Annotated in this window: 23 protein-coding genes; 16 read left to right on the top strand and 7 right to left on the bottom strand. The window is 31.3% G+C overall.

Translation table 11 applies throughout. The annotated features are described in order from the left end of the window. Window positions 1-79: 79 nt before the first annotated feature. From hisG to hisIE, 9 genes are all read left to right on the top strand, one after another. The gene (hisG, locus tag AX016_RS12355; protein WP_100895902.1) at window positions 80-937 is read left to right on the top strand and encodes an ATP phosphoribosyltransferase; all 858 of its coding nucleotides are present in this window, start codon (window positions 80-82) and stop codon (window positions 935-937) included. Further along, window positions 937-2,220 (top strand): histidinol dehydrogenase, encoded by a 1,284-nt coding sequence (hisD, locus tag AX016_RS12360; RefSeq protein ID WP_100895903.1) that lies wholly within the window; start codon window positions 937-939, stop codon window positions 2,218-2,220. The genes hisG and hisD overlap by 1 nt, the downstream gene beginning before the upstream one ends. After that, window positions 2,220-3,269, top strand: a complete 1,050-nt coding sequence (gene hisC / locus AX016_RS12365) for a histidinol-phosphate transaminase (protein ID WP_100895904.1) — start codon at window positions 2,220-2,222, stop codon at window positions 3,267-3,269. Before hisD ends, hisC begins: the two co-directional genes overlap by 1 nt. 43 nt (window positions 3,270-3,312) lie before the next feature. Continuing rightward, the gene (hisB, locus tag AX016_RS12370; protein WP_100895905.1) at window positions 3,313-4,446 is read left to right on the top strand and encodes a bifunctional histidinol-phosphatase/imidazoleglycerol-phosphate dehydratase HisB; all 1,134 of its coding nucleotides are present in this window, start codon (window positions 3,313-3,315) and stop codon (window positions 4,444-4,446) included. Between the two features lie 25 nt (window positions 4,447-4,471). Then, a complete protein-coding gene (gene hisH, locus AX016_RS12375) occupies window positions 4,472-5,053 on the top strand; it encodes an imidazole glycerol phosphate synthase subunit HisH (RefSeq protein ID WP_100895906.1) in 582 nt (193 codons plus the stop codon). Window positions 5,054-5,102: 49 nt separating this feature from the next. Continuing rightward, on the top strand, window positions 5,103-5,456 hold the full coding sequence (locus tag AX016_RS12380) for a four helix bundle protein (protein WP_100895907.1): 354 nt from the start codon (window positions 5,103-5,105) through the stop codon (window positions 5,454-5,456). A gap of 62 nt (window positions 5,457-5,518) precedes the next feature. Next, window positions 5,519-6,247, top strand: a complete 729-nt coding sequence (gene hisA, locus AX016_RS12385; protein ID WP_100895908.1) for a 1-(5-phosphoribosyl)-5-[(5-phosphoribosylamino)methylideneamino]imidazole-4-carboxamide isomerase — start codon at window positions 5,519-5,521, stop codon at window positions 6,245-6,247. An 18-nt stretch (window positions 6,248-6,265) separates the two neighbouring features. Continuing rightward, on the top strand, window positions 6,266-7,021 hold the full coding sequence (gene hisF, locus AX016_RS12390; RefSeq protein WP_100895909.1) for an imidazole glycerol phosphate synthase subunit HisF: 756 nt from the start codon (window positions 6,266-6,268) through the stop codon (window positions 7,019-7,021). 22 nt (window positions 7,022-7,043) lie between these two features. After that, a complete protein-coding gene (hisIE, locus tag AX016_RS12395) occupies window positions 7,044-7,640 on the top strand; it encodes a bifunctional phosphoribosyl-AMP cyclohydrolase/phosphoribosyl-ATP diphosphatase HisIE (protein ID WP_100895910.1) in 597 nt (198 codons plus the stop codon). Here the strand turns inward: hisIE and AX016_RS12400 are convergent. Both AX016_RS12400 and AX016_RS12405 read right to left on the bottom strand, forming a co-directional pair. Beyond that, window positions 7,637-9,124, bottom strand: coding sequence for a sensor histidine kinase (locus AX016_RS12400; protein ID WP_100895911.1), 1,488 nt, complete (start codon window positions 9,122-9,124; stop codon window positions 7,637-7,639). The two genes, hisIE and AX016_RS12400, sit on opposite strands and share 4 nt — an antisense overlap. A gap of 2 nt (window positions 9,125-9,126) precedes the next feature. Further along, complete coding sequence (locus tag AX016_RS12405) at window positions 9,127-9,819, bottom strand: response regulator transcription factor (RefSeq protein WP_100895912.1); 693 nt, start codon at window positions 9,817-9,819, stop codon at window positions 9,127-9,129. A gap of 218 nt (window positions 9,820-10,037) precedes the next feature. On the opposite strand from AX016_RS12405, the gene AX016_RS12410 reads away from it, so the two are divergent. Continuing rightward, window positions 10,038-10,919, top strand: a complete 882-nt coding sequence (locus AX016_RS12410) for an anti-sigma factor (protein ID WP_100895913.1) — start codon at window positions 10,038-10,040, stop codon at window positions 10,917-10,919. 82 nt (window positions 10,920-11,001) lie between these two features. Here AX016_RS12410 and AX016_RS12415 read toward each other — a convergent pair whose 3' ends face one another. Both AX016_RS12415 and AX016_RS12420 read right to left on the bottom strand, forming a co-directional pair. Then, entirely contained in the window at window positions 11,002-11,487 is a 486-nt protein-coding gene (locus AX016_RS12415) for a hypothetical protein (RefSeq protein ID WP_100895914.1), read from the bottom strand. Window positions 11,488-11,670: 183 nt separating this feature from the next. Continuing rightward, window positions 11,671-12,108: a hypothetical protein gene (locus AX016_RS12420; protein WP_100895915.1), complete on the bottom strand. Its 438-nt coding sequence runs from the start codon at window positions 12,106-12,108 to the stop codon at window positions 11,671-11,673. Window positions 12,109-12,195: 87 nt separating this feature from the next. Between AX016_RS12420 and truA the strand changes: the two genes are divergently transcribed. Further along, complete coding sequence (truA, locus tag AX016_RS12425) at window positions 12,196-12,990, top strand: tRNA pseudouridine(38-40) synthase TruA (RefSeq protein ID WP_198519436.1); 795 nt, start codon at window positions 12,196-12,198, stop codon at window positions 12,988-12,990. A 26-nt stretch (window positions 12,991-13,016) separates the two neighbouring features. Here the strand turns inward: truA and cysM are convergent, their stop codons facing one another. Both cysM and AX016_RS12435 read right to left on the bottom strand, forming a co-directional pair. Next, the gene (cysM, locus tag AX016_RS12430) at window positions 13,017-13,898 is read right to left on the bottom strand and encodes a cysteine synthase CysM (RefSeq protein ID WP_100895917.1); all 882 of its coding nucleotides are present in this window, start codon (window positions 13,896-13,898) and stop codon (window positions 13,017-13,019) included. Then, window positions 13,888-14,682: a serine O-acetyltransferase gene (locus AX016_RS12435; RefSeq protein ID WP_100895918.1), complete on the bottom strand. Its 795-nt coding sequence runs from the start codon at window positions 14,680-14,682 to the stop codon at window positions 13,888-13,890. The genes cysM and AX016_RS12435 overlap by 11 nt, the downstream gene beginning before the upstream one ends. Window positions 14,683-14,780: 98 nt before the next feature. Here AX016_RS12435 and AX016_RS12440 point away from each other — a divergent pair, with 98 nt between their 5' ends. Then, on the top strand, window positions 14,781-15,461 hold the full coding sequence (locus AX016_RS12440) for a DUF2461 domain-containing protein (protein WP_100895919.1): 681 nt from the start codon (window positions 14,781-14,783) through the stop codon (window positions 15,459-15,461). Here the strand turns inward: AX016_RS12440 and AX016_RS12445 are convergent. Then, the gene (locus AX016_RS12445; RefSeq protein WP_100895920.1) at window positions 15,453-15,860 is read right to left on the bottom strand and encodes a glyoxalase; all 408 of its coding nucleotides are present in this window, start codon (window positions 15,858-15,860) and stop codon (window positions 15,453-15,455) included. The genes AX016_RS12440 and AX016_RS12445 overlap by 9 nt on opposite strands. A 102-nt stretch (window positions 15,861-15,962) precedes the next feature. Between AX016_RS12445 and AX016_RS12450 the strand changes: the two genes are divergently transcribed. The 4 genes from AX016_RS12450 to AX016_RS12465 all read left to right on the top strand — a co-directional run bounded on the left by AX016_RS12450 (window position 15,963) and on the right by AX016_RS12465 (window position 19,619). Continuing rightward, the gene (locus tag AX016_RS12450) at window positions 15,963-16,859 is read left to right on the top strand and encodes a DUF72 domain-containing protein (protein ID WP_100895921.1); all 897 of its coding nucleotides are present in this window, start codon (window positions 15,963-15,965) and stop codon (window positions 16,857-16,859) included. A gap of 31 nt (window positions 16,860-16,890) precedes the next feature. Beyond that, window positions 16,891-17,280, top strand: coding sequence for an acyl-CoA thioesterase (locus tag AX016_RS12455; RefSeq protein WP_072302246.1), 390 nt, complete (start codon window positions 16,891-16,893; stop codon window positions 17,278-17,280). A gap of 280 nt (window positions 17,281-17,560) precedes the next feature. Then, entirely contained in the window at window positions 17,561-19,234 is a 1,674-nt protein-coding gene (locus AX016_RS12460; RefSeq protein ID WP_157811126.1) for a response regulator, read from the top strand. 10 nt (window positions 19,235-19,244) lie between these two features. Next, window positions 19,245-19,619: a response regulator transcription factor gene (locus AX016_RS12465; RefSeq protein WP_330400365.1), complete on the top strand. Its 375-nt coding sequence runs from the start codon at window positions 19,245-19,247 to the stop codon at window positions 19,617-19,619. The last annotated feature ends 3 nt before the right edge of the window (window positions 19,620-19,622 follow it).

Below are 19,622 nucleotides of genomic sequence, written 5' to 3' on the forward strand. Positions count from 1 at the left end.
ATCTAACCCGTTTGAGAAATCAAGCGGGTTTTTTGTTTTTAATCCCTTTTGATTTCTTAAACATATACTAAAAAAAAGAATGACTAAAATTAGAATTGCAATTCAGAAAAGCGGACGTTTAAACGAAGATTCCATAGCTATTTTAAAAGACTGTGGTATCTCTATAGACAACGGTAAAGATCAGCTAAAAGCATCTTCAAGAAATTTTCCAATGGAGGTTTTTTACCTTAGAAATGGTGATATTCCTCAGTATTTAAGAGATGGTGTAGTAGACATTGCTATAATTGGAGAAAATGTTTTGATTGAAAAAGGAGAAGACATAACATTTTCTGAAAGATTAGGTTTTTCTAAATGTAAAGTATCTTTGGCGGTACCTAAATCATTTGAGTACACATCTGTACAAGATCTTCAAGGAAAACGCATAGCAACATCATACCCAAATACCGTTAAAAATTATTTAGAATCTAAAGGTGTTACAGCAGATTTACACATTATTAATGGTTCTGTAGAAATAGCACCAAATATTGGTTTAGCAGATGGTATTTGTGACATAGTATCTAGTGGTAGTACATTATTTAAAAATAACCTTAAAGAGGTAGAAGTAATGTTAACTAGTGAAGCCGTTTTAGCAGTTTCTCCTAAAATATCTGAAGAACGTAAAGAGATTTTAAGTCAGTTAGAGTTTAGAATAGAATCTGTTTTAAGAGCTAGACAGTCTAAATATGTGCTTTTAAATGCACCTAATAATAAATTAGATACTATTATTTCATTATTACCAGGAATGCGTAGTCCTACTGTATTACCATTAGCAGAAGAAGGTTGGAGTTCTGTACACACAGTTATAAACAAAGATAAATTCTGGGAAGTAATTCAAGAACTGAAGAAGGAAGGCGCGGAAGGCATTTTAGTTTGTCCAATTGAAAAAATGGTATTGTAATGAATAAGATTGATAATCCGCCTTTTGAAAATTGGAAACAAGTTTTAGAAAGGCCAACACAAACTGTAGCAGATATAGAAGGTACTGTGGTTTCTGTTTTTAATGATGTTAAACAGGATGGCGATACAGCAATACAAAAATATACAGCTAAGTTTGATGGTGTAACTTTAGACTCCAACGTAGTCTCTAGTGAAGAAATTATAGAGGCCGAAGCATTGGTTACTAAAGAGCTAAAAGAGGCAATACAATTAGCAAAAAGTAATATTGAAGCTTTTCATAAAGCACAAAAAACTAGTAAAGTAAGTATACAAACAACAAACGGAGTAAATTGTTGGCAAGAGAAAAGACCTATACAAAAGGTTGGTTTATATATTCCTGGTGGTACAGCTCCATTATTTTCTACCATTTTAATGTTAGCAACACCAGCAAACATTGCTGGTTGTAAAGAAATTGTTCTATGCTCACCTCCTAATAAAGAAGGTAAAATAAACCCTGCTATTTTGTATGCAGCAAATTTATGTGGTGTTACCAAAATATATAAAGTTGGTGGTATACAAGCTATTGCAGCTATGACGTTTGGTACAGAAACAATACCACAAGTGTATAAAATATTTGGTCCTGGTAACCAATTTGTTACAGTGGCTAAACAAATTGCAACTAAGTATGGAGTAGCAATAGATATGCCAGCTGGTCCAAGTGAGCTGTTAGTTTTAGCAGATGATACAGCTAACGCTGCATTTGTAGCATCAGACTTATTAAGTCAGGCAGAACACGGTACAGATAGTCAAGTAATATTGGTATCTACTTCTAAAGAAATGATCTCTGCTGTAGAGGCAGAAGTAGAAAAACAATTATCAGTTTTACCACGTGTAGAAATAGCTACACAGGCAATTGCAAATAGTAAGCTTATTTACATAGAAACAATAGAAACAGCTATGCAATTGATTAATGAGTATGCTCCAGAACACTTTATTGTTTGTGTAGAAAATGAAGACTATGTGTTAAGCACTACAGAAAATGCTGGTTCGGTTTTTATTGGTAATTATACACCAGAGAGTGCTGGTGATTATGCTTCTGGTACCAACCACACATTACCAACAAACGGCTATGCCAAACAATACAGTGGTGTTAACTTAGATAGTTTTACTAAGAGTATTACGTTTCAAAAAATATCTGAAGAAGGTATACAAGGTATTGGTAAAGCTATAGAACTTATGGCAGAGGCAGAAGGTTTACAGGCACACAAAAATGCAGTTACATTACGTTTAAAGAGTTTAAAATAATGAAAAATTTTAACTTAGATAAATTAACTAGAGAGAATGTAAAAGGACTTAGTCCGTATTCTTCTGCTAGAGATGAGTATGTTTCTGATGGTACTGAAATGGTCTTTTTAGATGCCAATGAAAATCCTTTTTCAAACGGAGTAAATAGATATCCAGACCCACAACAACGTAGTTTAAAATCTATTTTAGCAGAACAAAAAGGTATAAAGTCAGAAAACTTGCTTTTAGGTAATGGTAGTGATGAAGTTTTAGACTTAATTTACAGAGCGTTTTGCGAGCCTAAAGAAGATAATATTATAACGTTACCGCCAACTTATGGTATGTATAAAGTATTATCTGGAATTAATAATATAGAGAATAAAGAGGTGTTGCTTACTGCTGATTTTGAACCTAATGTAGATGAAATTTTAGCAACAGCAGATAACAATAGTAAAATTTTATTTTTATGTTCGCCAAACAACCCAACTGGTAATAGCTTTGCTACAGAAAAAATGCATCAGTTGTTAAATAATTTTAATGGTTTGGTTGTAGTTGATGAAGCTTACATTGATTTTTCGTCAGAAGAAAGTTGGGTTTCTCAATTAGATAATTATCCTAATTTAATAGTTACGCAAACACTGTCTAAAGCGTACGGATTAGCAGGTGTAAGATTGGGAATTTGTATTGCGTCAAAAGAAATTATATCAGTTTTAAATAAAATAAAACCACCTTATAACGTAAACGAATTAACACAACAACGAGCAAAAGAGCGTGTTTTAGATCTAGATTCTGTAAAACAGGAAGTGTCTGAAATTATGAAAGAAAAGGAAGTTTTATCTAAAGTATTACTTGAAGTTGGTTTTGTTGAAAAAGTATATGCTTCTGACGCTAATTTTATTTTAGCAAAAGTAGATGATGCCACAAAAAGGTACAATCAGCTTTTACAAAAAGGAATTGTAATACGTAATAGAACTACACAGCCTTTATGTGAAAATACATTACGTTTTACCGTAGGTACACCAAAGGAAAATAAGCAGCTAATAAGCGCATTAAACCAAATTAATAACTAACCGTAATTCTTTTTTAAAATTGAATTATAACGAACTATAGAAGATGAAAAAAGTATTATTTATAGATAGAGACGGCACCATAATTAAAGAGACTGTAGACGAACAAATAGATGCATTTGAAAAAATGATTTTTTACCCAAAAGCATTTACTTTTTTGGGTAAAATAGCTAAAGAATTAGACTATGAGCTTGTAATGATAACCAACCAAGATGGTTTAGGTACAGATGTTTTTCCTGAAGATACGTTTTGGCCAGTACACAACTTTATTTTAAAGTCTTTTGAGAATGAAGGTGTAGTTTTTGATAAGGTGTTTTTAGACAGAACTTTTCCTCATGAGAATGCAAATACACGTAAACCTGGAACAGGCTTGTTAACGGAATATTTTTCAGCAGAATATGATTTAGCTAATTCATTTGTTATTGGAGATCGTTTAACAGATATAGAATTAGCCAAGAACTTAGGTTCTAAGGGTATTTTTATTAATGATGAAACCAATCTTGGTACCGGAGAAATTACGGTAAAAAGAGATGAGTTAAATGATGTTATTGCTTTAGAAAGTAACGACTGGGAGAAAATATACGAGTTTTTAAAGCTAAAGGACAGAGTTTCTGAAATAACACGTAAGACTAATGAAACTGATATTTACATTAATGTAAATTTAGATGGCACTGGTAAAAGTGACATAAAAACGGGATTGTCTTTCTTTGATCATATGTTAGATCAACTGGCTCGTCACGGTCAAATGGACTTAGAAATTAAAGTAAATGGCGATTTAGAAGTAGATGAGCACCACACTATAGAAGATACTGCTATTGCTTTAGGAGAGGTATTTGCTAAGGCTTTAGGCACCAAATTGGGTATAGAACGTTATGGTTTTTGTTTACCAATGGACGACTGTTTAGCACAAGTTGCTATAGATTTTGGTGGTCGTAATTGGTTAGTATGGGAAGCTGATTTTAAACGAGAAATGGTTGGTGATATGCCTACAGAAATGTTTCTACACTTTTTTAAATCATTTTCAGACGGAGCAAAGGCTAATTTAAATGTTAAAGCAGAAGGTGTAAACGAGCATCATAAAATTGAGGCTATTTTTAAAGCATTTGCGAAAGCAATTAAAATGGCGGTAAAAAGAGATGTAGAAAAAATGGTTTTGCCTAGTACAAAGGGAATGCTGTAAATAGTGTTAATACTTAAACTTTAAAATGAAAATAGTAATTATAAATTACGGCGCAGGAAACATACAGAGCATTAAGTTTGCTATAAAACGACTTGGTTTTGAAGCCATTTTAACAGATAATGTAGATGAAATTTTAAATGCAGATAAAGTTATTTTTCCTGGTGTAGGTGAAGCTAGTAGTGCTATGAGTAAGTTACGAGATAGTGGTCTAGATGCTTTAATTCCTACATTAAAACAACCTGTTTTGGGTATTTGTTTAGGTATGCAGCTAATGTGCAATGCATCTGAAGAAGGAGAAACAAGAGGTTTGGGAATTTTTAATGTTGATGTAGTAAAGTTTTCAAACAAGGTGAAAGTTCCACAAATTGGATGGAACGAGATATCAAACTTAAAAACAAATCTTTTTAGTAAAGTAAAAGAAAAGTCTCATATTTATATGGTACATAGTTTTTACGCTCCAGTTACTAATGAAACCATTGCAACATCTAATTATGATGTAGATTACAGTGCTGCATTACAAAAAGATAATTTTTACGGCACCCAATTTCACCCAGAAAAGAGCAGTGAAGTAGGAGAGCAGATTTTGAGGAATTTTCTAGAAATGTAGAAGTTTAATTAAGTCTAAAGTCAATAGTACGAAGTATTAAGTAAATAATATGAATAAATATGAGAATTTAATTGTTTGGAAAAAGGCTATGGATCTAGTTGAGGAGGTTTACAAATTAGTAAAGGTTCTGCCAGATGATGAAAAGTTTGGTTTACCATCTCAAATAAAAAGATGTAGTGTCTCTATTCCTTCCAATATTGCAGAAGGAGCTGGAAGAAATTCAAAAAAAGAGTTTAAAAATTTCTTAAGCTATGCGAATGGTTCTACAACAGAATTAGATACTCAATTACTACTAGTAATCAGACTAGGTTTTGTAGAAAAAGAAAATATAGAACCTTTATTACGGTTGGCTACTGAGATTAAGAATATGAATTTTGCTTTACAAAAGAGCTTACAATTATAAATTAGTATTAAAACTTATGACTTTGTTCTTAAAACTTAATACTTTCTTTACAAAAAACAAAAATGAGAATAATACCAGCAATAGATATTATAGATGGCAAATGTGTACGCTTGTCTAAAGGAGATTACAACACAAAAAAAATATATAACGAGAATCCTTTAGAGGTTGCTAAAGAGTTTGAGGCTCACGGTATAGAATACTTGCATTTAGTTGATCTGGATGGAGCAAAGTCTAAGCACATAGTAAACCATAAGATTTTAGAACAAATTGCATCTAAAACAAGCCTAAAAATAGATTTTGGTGGCGGATTAAAGTCGGACGATGATTTACGAATAGCCTTTGAAAGTGGTGCTAACCAAATAACAGGTGGTAGTATTGCAGTAAAAGATAGAGAGGTATTTTCTTCATGGCTTGAAAAATTTGGCGCAGATAAAATAATCTTAGGAGCCGATGCTAAGGATGAAAAAGTAGCCGTTTCTGGTTGGTTAGAAGAATCTAAAGAAGAATTAGTACCATTTATACAAGCGTATCAAAAGCAAGGCGTAAGCTATGTTATTTGTACAGATATTAGTAAAGACGGTATGTTAGAAGGACCATCTTTTGATTTGTATTCTAAAATTTTACAATCATCAGAAAAAGGATTAAAATTAATAGCAAGTGGAGGAATCTCTACTTATGATGAGCTTCCTAAACTAGCAGAAATTGGTTGTGAAGGTACTATAATAGGAAAAGCTATTTATGAAAATAGAATTTCTATGAAACAGTTAGAAGAATTTATATTAAATAAATAAGGAATTTGAATAAAAACTATGTTAACAAAAAGAATAATACCTTGTTTAGATATTAAAAACGGACGCACCGTAAAAGGAGTCAATTTTGTAGATTTACGAGATGCTGGTGACCCAGTAGAACTAGCAGAAATATATGCGCAAACAGGAGCAGATGAGCTTGTCTTTTTAGATATATCTGCTACAGAAGAGCGTAGAAAAACATTAGCAGATTTAGTATTGCGTGTTGCAGAAAAAGTAAATATTCCTTTTACTGTTGGTGGTGGTATTTCATCAATTGAAGACGTAGATATATTGTTGCAAAATGGTGCAGATAAGGTATCTATAAATTCATCTGCAGTTAAAAATCCGCAATTAATAAACGATTTGGCAGCCAAATTTGGCTCTCAGTGTGTTGTTGTGGCAATAGATGCAAAAAATATAGATGGCAACTGGGTTGTACATTTAGTTGGTGGTAAAGTACCAACAGAACTTAATTTATTTGATTGGGCAAAAGAGGTAGAAGAAAGAGGAGCAGGAGAAATTTTGTTTACTTCTATGGATAATGATGGTACCAAAGATGGTTTTGCAAATGAAGCATTAGCTAAATTATCAACCGAATTAAATATTCCTATTATAGCTTCAGGTGGTGCTGGTTCTATTCAGCACTTTACTGATACTTTTATAGACGGTAAAGCAGATGCGGCATTGGCAGCAAGTGTTTTTCACTTTAAAGAAATAGAAATAAAAGATTTAAAAGAAGAATTAAAAACTAACGGCATACCAGTTAGATTATAATATCAATAGTAAAACGAATAAAATGACAATAGATTTTACAAAAAGTACAGATGGTCTAGTACCTGCTGTTGTACAAGATGCAACTACCAAAACAGTTTTAATGCTTGGCTATATGAATAAAGAAGCTGTGGACAAGACAAATGAAACAAAAAAAGTTACGTTTTATAGTAGAAGCAAAAATCGTTTATGGACTAAAGGAGAAGAAAGTGGTAACTTTTTAAATTTAGTTGATATAAAGGTAGATTGTGATAACGATACCTTATTAATTACAGCAAACCCTGTAGGACCAACGTGCCATACTGGTTCTGATACATGTTGGAATGGCGATAATACAAGCAATTATGGTTTTTTAACTGAGCTTGAAGATATTATTACAGACCGTAAAGAAAACCCAGAAAATAAAGACAGCTATGTAGCCTCTCTTTACAGAAAGGGAATTAACAAAGTTGCCCAAAAAGTTGGGGAAGAAGCCGTAGAAGTAGTTATTGAAGCAAAAGATAGTGATGACCACTTATTTAAAGAAGAAAGTGCAGATCTACTATTTCATTACTTAATTTTATTACAAGCAAAAGGCTTTAAATTAAACGATATTGTTAAAGTATTAAAAGATAGACATTAGTGCACAGGTAATGTAAAACTAAAGGTGCTGCCTTCTTTGGGTTTGCTAAGTACAGTAATAGTGGTGTCATGCATTTCCATTATTTTCTTAACTATGGCTAAACCTAAGCCAGCGCCTCTTTTCTTTTCAGACTTGTCTAGCTGCTTGTAACGATCAAAAATATAAGGTTGCTCGTTAATTGGTATTCCTGCACCAGTATCTGTAATATTAATCTCTACTTTTTTAGCTTGCTTTTTAATTGCTAATGTTACTTTTCCGTTTGGTTCAGTATATTTAATAGCATTTTCTAGCAAGTTTTGTAATGCACGTTCTACCATACTAACATCTGCATATACAAGGTTGTTTTCATTAGAAGCATCCATTTCTAAAACAATTTGTTTCTTTTCAGCTATTACCTTAAATTTTTCAATTAAGTCATAAGACAGTTCTGTTATAGAAAAGGGTTCTTTTACAGGTGTAACCTGTTCAGACTCTAACTTAGAATACTCAAACAATTGGTTTATTAAGTTTGATAATCTGTCTATGTTGTTATGAGTAATTTGTAAATACTCATCTTTCTGAATTTCTGTAAGTGTATCTTTTTTAATTTGAAGCGTTTCTACATATCCTTTTAAAATAGCAAGTGGTGTTCTTAAATCATGTGATACGTTAGCAATTAATTCTCTACGTAATGTATCTACAGACTGTATTTTATCAATATTACTAACAATAGTATCTGCCATATCATTAAAAGAGTTTGCAAGAACTTCAATATCAGATTTTTTTGTGTCTTTGATACGTGCAGTACGGTCTCCTTCTTGAAATTTATTTACAGTACTAATCATTACACGTAAGTTTTTAGTTAAAAACCAAATACTTAGTAGGCCTAATAATGCAGCAAAAAGCATAGTCAGTAGGGTAGCACCAAGCCCTAACTTCATAAAATATTGAGATAACAAACTATTACTTATAGCCTGAAACTCTTGACCTGCAAGAATAATATATATGTAACCTTCTTTATCTCCGCTTTTATAAGGAGCGGCAGAAAATATTTTTTGTTCTTCTGTATTTCTAGGATCATCACCCAGAATATACTTTTGTCCGTCTGTTTTTATAAATTCTTTAATAGGATCTAGTGATACGTGCTTAATAGGCTCATTGGCATCATGTTTTAAAACAACAGAATATAGTACAGAGCCTGCATTGTCTAGTAAATACACTTCTATACTACGGTTAACCGCCATCATATCATGCATTAAGTCCCCAAACAATGGTTTATTTACACTACCATCTTCTAAAAAAGGAGAAGCATCTTTAAACTTTTCTTCAATAAGGTGGTTAGCTACTTTTGCGTTTACTTTTTGTATTGTAGCTTCATTGTATTTATTAGCAAAGTAACCAGTTATAAGTATGTAACAGGCTCCCATTAATATGATAATGAGAATAAAGGCAATCCACAATTTTTTTATCAGCTTAGTGCCAAGGACTTTTTTAGATGTTCCCATAGTTATATTTCTTCATTAAATTTATAGCCAACTCCCCAAGTGGTAAGTATATACATAGGGTTAGCCATATTAGATTCTATTTTAGCACGCAACCTGTTTATATGTGAGTTTACAGTATGCTCATAACCTTCAAAATTATAACCCCAAATAATGTTTAACAGTTCTGTTCTAGAGTAATTTCTTCCTGGGTTAGAAGCCATTAAAACTAATAACTCAAACTCTTTTGGAGATAGCTCTATCTTTTGCTTGTTATGTAGTACCTTACGTTTATCAATATCTATAAAAAGACCTTCAAAATTTAAGGTAGTAGAGTTGTTTTCTTCTATTTTAGGAGCATCAGACCTACGTAAAACAGCTTTAATACGAGCAAGTAATTCTCGTATGCTAAAAGGTTTAGTTAAATAGTCATCTGCACCAATTTCTAATCCTAATACACGGTCTATTTCTTCAGACTTAGCAGTAAGCATTATAACAGGAGTATTTTTTTTAGTTCTTAGTTTTTTACAAACCTCAATACCGTCCATAATAGGTAATGTAAGATCTAATAAAATAAGGTCATAATCATTTTCTAAAGCTAAATTTAGACCAGTTTCACCGTCCATAGCTTTAGTTGTGGTATATACCATATCTGTTAAATGTATTTCCAGCAATTGTATAATTTCTGGATCGTCTTCTATAATTAAAATCTGTTTCATAATATGGTTGCAAAGAAGTTAATATATATCACAAAGCTATCACAAACTTAAAAAGTTTATAATGTCAATGAAATTAAGGCTTTTAACGCTTTGTGACTACTGTAAGGTAGAATTTATCACAAATACCTTACAATATTGGCTGTAAAGTTTACTTTTTTGTGATTTCATCGTTAAAAACAACCCGTTAATTTGTCTCATAATCTTAAAAACTCTAAAATATGAAAAAGTTACTATTATTATTTATGGCAACAGCTCTTGTAGTAAGTTGCGATAGTGATGACGACACAAATGAACCACAAACAGCAAATTTAACAATGGGTATTGATGGTCTAGAAGACTTAGGTGCCGATTATGTTTACGAAGGTTGGATAATTGTAAATGGCGCTCCAGTATCTACCGGAGTATTTACTGTAAATGGCGATGGTGTACCATCTAAAACATCTTTTAGTGTAGATGCCGCAACACTAGACCAAGCAACAGCTTATGTACTTTCTATAGAGCCAGCTGTAGATAATGACCCAGCACCAGCTACAACTAAATTATTATCTGGTGCATTTGCAGCAGAAACAGCAACTGTTAGTATTACAGATTTAGTAGGTGATTTTTCTAGCGCAAGTGGTGAATTCTTTTTAAGAACTCCAACAGATGAAGATGATGGTATGAATAATGGTAACGACCAATACGGAATTTGGTTTGGAATACCAGGAGCACCACCTGCAACAGGTTTAGAATTACCAGTTTTACCTGATGGATGGGTTTATGAAGGATGGGTAGTAGGAGCAGAAGGACCAATAACTACAGGTACATTTATGGATCCTACTGCACAGGTAGAAGATTCTGGCAACCCTTTTAGTGGTGCTAATCCAGGACCTCCAATTCCAGGTGAAGACTTCTTTAATAATGCACCAACAGGATTTATGTTTCCTTTAGATGTTAGAGGTAAAACAGTTGTTATATCTGTAGAACCATCACCAGATAATAGTCCGGCTCCATTTTTACTAAAACCATTAGTAGGAGTATCTGGACAGGAAACAGCACCAACAACTCATACTTTAAGTTTAAACAGTGATTCTTTTCCAACTGGTTGGGTTAAAAGATAATTTATTTTAGTTCATAAAAATAGCCTCTAGAAAATCTAGAGGCTATTTTATTTATGTTTGTATTTGGTTTTGTTTTAGTTCTTTAAGGCCAAGTATCTAAGTCTTCTTCTTCATAACAATCTGTACTGTAATTTCCAATTTCGTTTTTACGAATAGAAAATATTTTTAATGTAACCAAGCACAAACCTAAATAAGCAAGTACAATTGCAATACCTACAGGTAAAAAGTGATTTGGTAAAATAAGATCATCGTATGTACTGTATCCAAAAACAATACTAGCTATATCTACCATTTTATAAATGTAAAAAGCGAAAATAGCATAGAAACCATATTCTAAGTTTCTCATTTCTTTATCTGGGTATTCATTTTCGGTTAATTTAAACCAAAAAGCATACAAATAAATAATGTGTACTGTAGCTAAAAGAATAAAAAAATAACTACCAGGCTGGTTAAAGTGAAATTTGTCTGTTAACAATCCGTAAAAGTTTGAAAACGATACAAGAATTAGTAAAATAACAGATATTAGGACAGATAACTTCCAAGAAATTTTTATTGTTGGTATTTTCATATCATTATAGAGTATAAAGCGGGGGGCTCTATGTTTAATTTAACACAAAATTATATCTTATGTTAAATTTTGATAAATAAAATCGGTTAAACACATAAATATAAGTGTAACTGTATTAGTTTAGATAAACGGTATTTTAGCATAGATAATGTGCACATTAAATAGCTAAAAACAATTAAAACTCTATACTAACCAGCCCTTTTTTGTAGCATAATTAGAGAATAAAAATAGAAATACAGCAATTACTATTATCATTATAGGAAAATAGATAGAAGATGTACCTAAAACTTTTAATGCATTACTCATAAAAAAGGTATACACATTTTGCGCTATAATACCTGCTAATGAGATTAAGAATACAGTTTTAGCTGCTTTTTTACGTATAAGAAGTAACATACTTGCTAATACACCACCAAAAACGGCTATTGCGTAAGCTCCTGTGACCCAAGAAGGTCTTTTATTGTATAACTCTTGTACTTCTTTGGTAAAAGAAGAGAAAATTTCATCAGATATATAAGCCTCTGCTATATATGCCATAACACCCATACAGTTCCAAATTAATGCTATAACAGCAATAACCCAGAACCAAACTGGAATTTTACTTGTGGTTTCGGTATTCATTTTGGTTGGTTTTGTTGGTTAAACAATTGTAAAATACAAAAAAATAAGTTGTTTCTAGTGTTTTATTAATTGCATACTTTTGCTTTTGTGAAAAAACAGAAACAATATTATTTAATAAGATTACAATTTTTGGGCTACAGATTTAGTGGATGGCAAAAGCAACCAGGTTATAAAACCATTGAAGGTATGTTAGCCAAAACACTAAAATTTATACTTCCAGAACGTCAATATAAAATTCTAGGAGCTGGTCGTACAGATGCTAAAGTATCTGCTTTAGATGCTGCTTTTGAGCTTTTTTTAGATGGTGAACCGTTAGAAGATTTAGATTTTTTTTTAAGTGATTTTAATAAAAACTTACCATCAGATATTAGAATTGTTGATGTAAAGCACGTAAAAGAAAAATTTAATATAATACAGCATAGTAAAGAAAAGGAATATGTGTATTTATTTTCTTTTGGAGAAAAAAATCATCCTTATGCTGCACCATTTATGGCAAATATACAGGCAGAGTTAGATTTAGATTTAATGAAAAAAGCTACTAGCTTATTTGTAGGCACACATAACTTTAAAAGTTTTACTGCCAAACCTAAAGAAAATGGCAAGTTTATACGAAAAGTAAACTCTGCAGAAATAAAAGAAAATACAATTTTAAAGGCAAATTTTTTTCCAGAAAAGTCATATGCTTTTCACATCAAAGGCGAGGGGTTTATGCGTTACCAAGTACGTATGTTAATGGGAGCTTTAATTCAGCTAGGAAAAGGAGAAGTAACCCTTTCTGATATAGAAGAAGCCTTAAAGCTAGACAGTACAACTAAATTTGTATTTGTAGCTCCAGGCTCTGGCTTAATGCTACATAGTTTAGATTTTAAAGATGATGCTTAAGAGTCATAAGCATCATCTTAATTTTTTTATCCAAATAAACCAGAAGACAAATATCTGTCACCTCTATCACATACAATAGAAACTATGGTTCCACTGTCTAAAGTACTGGCTAATTTTGCAGCAGCAAATGCTGCGCCACCGCTACTGACACCAGCAAAAATGCCTTCTTTTTTAGCTAGTAGTAATGTTGTTTGTTCTGCTTCTTCTTGGCTAACATCTATAATTTTATCAACCTTAGAAGCATCAAATATTTTAGGTAAATATTCTTGTGGCCATTTACGTATACCAGGAATTTTAGCACCCTCTTTAGGTTGTACACCCACAATTTGTATGTCTTTGTTTTGTTCTTTTAAATAGGTAGATGTGCCCATTATAGTACCTGTTGTACCCATAGAAGAGACAAAATGTGTGATTTTATTATCAGTATCTCTCCAAATTTCTGGTCCTGTAGATTTGTAATGTGCTTTCCAATTATCATCATTACCAAACTGGTTAAGCATTACAGCCCCTTTTTTAACTTGCTCGTCTGCATAATCTCTAGCGCCTAAAATCCCAACACTTGCTGGGGTTAAAGTAACTTTTGCTCCATATGCACGCATTGTTTGTATGCGTTCTTTAGTAGACCCTTCAGACAATACAATTTCTATATCCAAATTAAAAATACCAGCAATCATAGCTAGTGCAATACCAGTATTACCACTAGTTGCTTCTACAAGCTTGGTTGTTTTGTCAATATCACCCCTGTCCAAAGCACTTTTTATCATATTATAAGCAGCTCTATCCTTAACACTTCCGCCAGGGTTGTTGCCTTCTAACTTAAAAAGTAATTTAACATTTGGGTTGGTATTTAAAACCTTAGACTCTACTAATGGCGTATTACCAATTAAATCTAGAATACTATGAGACATTTTGTGTAGTTTTTATTTGTATTTCAGATTTATAAAAAACCTTTGAATTTGCTGGTATAGAGCTAGTAACCCAAGCATTACCACCAATAATTGTATTTTCTCCAATTACAGTATCACCTCCTAAAATAGTAGCGTTGGCATAAATTGTAACATTGTTTTTTATAGTTGGGTGTCTTTTGGTTTGCTTTAAATTTTTAGCAACATATAAAGCCCCTAGTGTAACACCTTGGTATATTTTAACGTGGTCTTCTATAACAGCAGTTTCGCCAATAACAACACCAGTTGCATGGTCTATAAAAAAAGAGTTTCCTATTTTGGCTCCAGGATTAATATCTACACCAGTTAACCTATGTGCATACTCCGTCATTAAACGCGGTACTAAAGGAAAACCAATAGTGTGTAATTCATGTGCCAATCTGTAAATAGCTATGGCATAAAAGCCAGGATAAGCCATATAAACTTCTTCAATAGATAACGAAGCAGGATCACAATTTACTATTGCTTCTGCATCTAAATTAAGTTTTTGCAATATACTAGGTATGGTAACAACATATTTGTCCCAAATTTTTTTGCAGGGTTTTTCAAGTTGCCAGCAAGCAAGATTTACGAGTTCATCAAATTGTACTTCTAATTGTTCTAAGTTTTCAGCTACAGGTGTCTGCGTATCAAACAAAGTATAAAAAAGTTTTTGTGTAAAAACTTCGGTTTTCTCTTTTAGACTAAAGTTTAAATTGGGTTGTTTTTTATGTAACTCAATCTCTTTAATTACAGATTTTAGTGTCATATGTAATGTATTCAACTATCAAAATTAACTATTATTTCTATAAAAAAACTTTTAAAAACAGTTAACTTTAGCATAAATAATAGATTAGTAAGATTTTTATGAAAAATGATGTAATCTCTAAAAATACATTCAATTTTTTAAATAAGTTGAAAGAAAACAACACTAGAGAGTGGTTTTTAGAGCACAAAGACGAGTTTAAGGTTGAAGAAAATGCGTTTAAAGGATTTATTTCTTTGTTAGCTGAAAAATTGAATGAACACGATGATATTGAAAAATCTAAGGTATTTAGAATTTATAGAGATGTACGTTTCTCTAAAAATAAAACACCATACAAAACACATTTAGCAGGTTCTTTTACTAGGGCAGGTGCGCGTTTACGTGGTGGTTATTATGTACATATAGAGGCAGAAAATAGCTTTATAGCTACAGGATTTTGGGCTCCTAATAAAGAAGACTTATTTAGAATAAGAAAAGAGTTAGAGCTTGATGCGTCTGAATTTAGAGAAGCAATAGGTTCTAAAAAGTTTAAAGCCGTTTGGGGAGAGTTAGCTGGTGAAGAACTAAAGAGAGCACCTAAAGGCTTTGATGTTGAGCACAGCGATATAGATTTAATACGTAAAAAACAATACATCTTTACCAAAGAATTTACAGATAAAGAGGTATTGTCTGCTAACTTTTTAGATACCGTAAACGAGTCGTTTGCCACTATTAGACCGTTTTTTGATTTAATGAGTGATGTATTAACGACTAATTTAAATGGCGAGTCTATTTTAGACTAAAACAGGCTCATTAAAGTATTGTAATTGATCTTTTAACCTTGTTATAGACATAGACATCATTCTTTTATTAAGCGCAGAAGAGTTAAGAATATAAGTTTCATATTCTTCAACTGTAAATTGCCCTATAATTAAGCCTTTTAAAGCATTTCTAAATTTAATGTCTCTTTGTATGGCATTTTCAATATACTCTAGTCTTTTTTCTAAAGTAAGGTTGTAAAATTTGTTTTTGTGTTTTTTAATGTAGTTTTTAAAAACAAGTAGAATTAAATCGTTTTGCAATTTAAGAATAGGTCTAATTGTTTTGTTCTGAAAAAGTTCGTCATTACTAATTCCTTCTGCTACTTTAGTAGCTTTAATCTCTGGCCTTATGCGTAAGAGATCTGTAGATCTTTGGTTCATAACTAGCATTTTTACTAAAGGTACAACAAGATATTACCCTAAATAAGTTAGGTTAATATAGTTTTTAACTGGTTTATGAACATTTAACAAAAATGTATTAAAATGAAATTTGGAAAAGTTACCAATCCAGAATTATTAAATTTAAAATTACCAAAAGACCATATAGACACTGCAGCTGTTTTAAAAAAAGTAACAGTTAATAGTAATTTAAATATATCTGTTGGGTGCGCCAAGTGGAACAAACAAGATTTAAAAAACTTTTATCCAAAAGGAACAAAAGATGAGCTAAAGTACTATGCATCTCAATTTAATTCTATAGAGTTAAACGCTACTTTTTACAGGATTTTTCCAGCAGAGCAGTATCAAAAATGGTATGACAAAACACCAGAAGATTTTAAGTTTTATCCTAAAATAACTAATGAAGTTAGTCATTTAAATAGGCTAAATAATAATGTTTACCCTATTTTAGATAGGTATTTACAAGCAACATCAACTTTAAAAGAAAAGTTAGGAACTATATTTTTACAATTGCATACTAATTTTGATACTAAAGAATGGGACAAAGTAGTACAGTTTGTAAAGTATTGGCCCAAGGAATTTAAGTTGGCAATAGAATTTAGACATCCAGACTGGTTTGCAAACAAAACTATAGCACAAGAATTGTACTACTTGTTACAAGAAAATAATATAGCAAATACCATTGTAGATACTGCAGGCCGTAGAGATTTGTTACATATGAGATTAACAAACAATGAAGCTTTTGTACGTTTTGTAGGTGCAAACCATAAAAGCGATTATGATAGGCTAGAGGAGTGGACAACAAGGTTAGAAAATTGGAAAGAAAAAGGGCTTAAAAATATTCACTTTTTTGTGCATCAGAATATGGAATTAGAGTCACCATTATTATCGGCTAGTTTTATTGCCAGTTTAAACAAAAAAGTTGACTCTAATTTAAAAATCCCTAAAACTTTGTTAGATAATCGTCTAACTTTATTTTAATACCTAATTTTGTAATCTAAATCGTAATATTATGAGATTTCACAGTAGAAAATGGGTTAAGCCAGGAGATTTAAATGCAAATAAAACACTTTTTGGTGGTAAAGTTTTAGCGTGGGTAGATGAAGAGGCTGCGTTGTATACCATTATACAGTTAGAAAATAAGAAAGTGGTAACCAAATATATGTCCGAGATTAATTTTATGAGCTCTGCAACAGAGGGTGACATTGTAGAAATAGGTATTGAGGTTGAAAAATTTGGAGTATCATCTTTAACTTTAAATTGCGAAGTTCGTAATAAAATGACAAGAGAAACTATTTTAACTGTAGACAATATAATTATGGTTAATCTAGGGCCAGACGGTAAACCTAAGCCACACGGAAAAACAAAAATTGAATACGTAAAAGACAGGTTGGCACAGTAACTTTTACAAACATAAATAGCAAGTCCTAGTAGAAATACTAGGACTTTTTTTTTGAAAAAAAGCGAATGTTATTCTTATTAAAATAAGATAAAAAGTCAATAATAACGGTTATTGGTAACTTTCTGTAAGTATTAAACTAACAAATAAGGTTGTTTCACAACATAAAAAGGCATATATGTAACATTTTATTGTTAGTGCCTATGTAATTATTGAGATTTACATTGTAATAAGTCAGTTATTTTAAAGATTTGTTATTTAATAATGTAAAATTTCCTCCAAATTGAAATTGAACGACCTACATACTTCATTATCTAATTTGCAAGAAAAACTAAACAGTTTTTCTTTTAACGAGTTGTCTGTTAAACAAGCAGATGCACTTAGGGGTGTCCTAAATAATTTTAAAAAACTTCTTGTAGAAAAAAATAAGGAGCGCGAGTTTTCTTTAGGCTTTTCAATGCATAATAACACTGCTACTGTACAAGATAGTTTAATATCCAAAGCAAATAATGAAATTAAGCAACCTTTAAATGGCATATTAGACAATACAGAAAAGCTATTAAAAAGTAATTTAACTATGGAACAAGAGAAAATAGTAAAAGACATACAAGCCACCTCTAACACAATGTTAAACGTATCTAAAGATTTATTAGATTTTAAAGATGCAAACGCCGTTAATAGAAATGTTAATGAGAGTATTTCTATAAAGTTTCAGAATGTAGTTAATGATGTTTTGTTTTTGTGTAATACATTAATAACAAATAATAATCTTGTTTTAAATAAGCAAATAGATGCTGCTATACCAGAGGAGTTAATAGGAGATCCTTCAAAATTATCTCAAATACTATTAAATATTGTTGGTAACAGTATACAATCTACTGCTAAAGGTGAAATTTTAGTTACTGCTGCAGTCAAAGAAACGTATGCAGAAACTGTTGTTGTAGAGTTTACTGTAAATGATACCAACGGAACTATTTCTGATAAAAAGGTTCTAGAAATTTTTGATATCTATAGTCAAGATAAGTCTAAATTAGGTTTAGGCTTAAATGTAGCTAAGGAATTAATAGAGTCTCTTAACGGTAAAATAGAAGTATCTAATAGAGAAAATGTTGGTACAACTTTTACTTTTACTATCCCTTTTAAACGACAAATAAAAGCTAATTCTGTAGAAAGTATTAGAGGGATGAATGTTTTGGTTTTTGAAGATAATAAGCTAAATCAGAAATTGTTAGAGTTTAAGTTAGATAAATGGAAATGTAAATCTTTTGTTACAGATAGTTGTAGTACAGGATTAGAAATTCTTGAAAACAATATTATAGACATCATTTTAATGGATTTAAGAATGCCAGAAAAAAATGGTGATGAAATAGCAGAAGAAATTAGAAATCATAAAAATATAAGAATAAGCAATACCCCAATTATTGCTGTTACAGCAGATGATGAAATAGAAACAAGTACAGAATTTAATACCTCAAATTTTACTAATTTTTTATTAAAACCCTACACCTCTAATGAGTTACTTAACATTTTATTAGAGCAATTACAAAACAATGCAAATATGGAAACATTAACAAGCAATCATATTAATGATCAAGGAGATGTAAGAAAGCTTAATTTAACACCTGTATTAAATGAATGTATGGGAGATTTGGCAATGCTCCAAGAGCTAGTTAAGTTATTTAAAAATAATGCCTTAGAGTTTATAGGTAAAGCAATAGTACACATTAAAAATGAAGATTACGAGGCTTTAAAATTTGCAACTCATAAAATTAAAGCTGGTTTAAAAATGATGAAGGCAGATGCCTTATTTGAAAGTGTTTTACAAATAGAAAATGCAATTAAAGATGATATAGATGTTAAACATCTAAACTTTTTATATAACTGTTTTGTTAGTGAGTACCCTAGTATAGAACAGCAATTAGATGATGAGTTACTAAGGTTAGCAGAAGAAGTATAAAAAAGATATTATGCAAAAGAGGTTATTGCTAGCAGAGGATGATGAATTACTTTCTTCTCTATTAAAATTTAGATTACAAAAAAGTGGCTATATAGTAGATGTTGTTGTAAATGGTAAAGAAGTTAAAGAATACCTTACAAACAATACTCCAGACCTTATAGTTAGCGATATAATGATGCCTTATATGTCTGGAATAGAGCTTATTGATTATGTTAGAAATACATTAAACTCTATGCTTCCCATTATTATTATATCATCTGCAGGTAATGAAGAAAATGTTTTAAATGCTTTTGAAATGGGGGCAAACGACTTTTTATCAAAACCAGTCAGTCCACCAGAATTATTAATTCGTGTAGCAAGAGTATTAAAAAGAATACCTGTTTAGTAA

Origin of the sequence: Cellulophaga sp. RHA19, assembly GCF_002813425.1 — a bacterium.
In the GTDB taxonomy this organism is placed as follows: domain Bacteria; phylum Bacteroidota; class Bacteroidia; order Flavobacteriales; family Flavobacteriaceae; genus Cellulophaga.